The 1,833-nt window shown below is 68.1% G+C and carries 1 protein-coding gene; it reads right to left on the bottom strand.

Translation table 11 applies throughout. The features are described 5' to 3' along the window. Positions 1-22: 22 nt before the first annotated feature. A complete protein-coding gene (locus AB0D59_RS51055; RefSeq protein WP_362580063.1) occupies positions 23-1,252 on the bottom strand; it encodes an IS110 family transposase in 1,230 nt (409 codons plus the stop codon). Positions 1,253-1,833 lie beyond the last annotated feature (581 nt).

Raw genomic sequence — 1,833 nt, 5'->3', positions numbered from 1 at the left:
AGACACCTCACGCGGCTAAGTGTCAAGCTGCGGTGGCAAGTTGGGTTGGGAACGCGGTCTGTTCGTCGAACAGTTCGTGTTTCTGGAGGCAGTGGTAGAGCTGGCCGATCATGCGGTTGAAGAGGTTGCGCTGGGCGGCCGCGTGCCAGTCTCCGTGTTCGTCGCGGCGTCGCCGGTAGTGCGCCTTGGCGCCGGGAGAGGCGGTGATGGCGGAGAACGCCCAGAGGTAGCCGACGTGGTTGAGCCGGTCGTTCTTGACCCACCGGCGGGTGATGCTTGACTTCTTCCCGGAGGCCCGCGTGATGGGCGAGGAGCCCGCATACGCCTTGAGGCCGCGACCGTCGGCGAACCGTGTGCGGTCGTCCCCGATCTCGGCGAGGACCCGGGCGCCGAGCTGGGTGCCGAGCCCGGGGAAGCTCAGGATCAGGTCAGCGTCCGGGTGCTGAGGGAACGCCTCCTCCACCGCCTTGGCGAGGTCGTCGGTGGCCACGCAGGCGGCCTCCAGCTGGCCCAGAAGGGCGAGCATCTGCTGGCCGAGCGCGTCCTCCAGCAGGGGCGGCTGGTGAGCGAAGTCGCCGCGGAAGACTCCACGGATCCGCTCGGCCTCGGCCTCGATACCGCGTTTGCGGCCAGCTCGCTTGAGTGCGTCGATAATCTGCGGACGGGTCAGTTTCGCGGCCCTGCCCGGGGTCGGCGCGGCCTTGAGGAGTTCGCGGGCTTCGGGCCGGCACAGGCCGTTCTGCCAGGTCGCGAAGGTGTCCAGAGCGGCAGGGTAGTACTCGCGCAGCAGAGAGCGGAGCTGGTTGGCCATCTGCTGGCGGTTCCAGGTGGCGTCCTGCTGGGCACGGGCCAGGACGGCGATGGCGCGGGCCAGATCGCTGTCGCCTGGCAGGGGCCGATGGGCGTGCATGTCGGTGCGCAGGATGTTGGCCAAGACCAGGGCATCGCCGGGGTCGGACTTCTTGCGCGAGACGCTGTGCCGGTCGCGGTAGCGTGCGGCAGCCAGCGGGTTGATCGCGAATACCTGCCGCTTGCCGGTTCGCAGCACCGCGACCAGCAGGCCGCGAGAGGTCTCGATGGCAACCGGGATCGGATTCTCCTCGGTGTCGCCGTACTCGGCGAGCAGATCCAGCAGGAGCTTGTAGCCGGCCGCGTCGTCGGTGATGTGACGCTTGGCCCGTAACTCGCCGCTGTCGTCGACCAAGGCGACGTCGTGTGTCTTCTCGGCCCAGTCGATTCCGCAGTAGATCAAGATGTTCCCTCCCTATGGCACGGGTGTCTGTGCTGGTCACGAGCACATGCGGGCCACGCAGCGACCTAATTCCAGGACTCGGCCCACCGGGCTGGTCCGCCACCTCACTAGCCGTTCGTGGCACCAGCGCACCACGCGGGCCTCGGTCTGTGCGGGAGCTCGGACTGCTCGGGCGTATCAAGAGGTCACCGTGTGGTGGGCTCGCACCACCAGCACCAACGAGTGTTCAGGGCAAGGGGTGTTGACGCTCGACGGCGCCGGGCATCGCCGCTCTGCACGGAGGCATCGTGGCCAGGTAGAGCACAGGCGTCCGCCCGGCGCCCACGAGCGCCAGCCCCTCGCTTTACGGTGGTGGCCGCGAGGACGCCGAACGCCGCCGCTCTGTTGTGAGACGTCGAGGCCAGGGCCTCCTGAGGCGTCCGTCCGACAGCCCACGCGACCACCACCATGAGCATCGGGGCCCACACCGCTCTCAGTGGAGGCTTCAACGGCCAGGGTCCAGAAAGGCGTCGTAGTCCCGCGCTCGAACAGTCCGGCGCGGGCGTGGTCCCCGCTACTGGAGCTGTTAACAAGGAATTAGG

Origin of the sequence: Streptomyces sp. NPDC048417 (assembly GCF_040651615.1) — a bacterium.
Lineage (GTDB): Bacteria > Actinomycetota > Actinomycetes > Streptomycetales > Streptomycetaceae > Streptomyces.
This window is presented reverse-complemented; position numbering and strand designations above follow the sequence as displayed.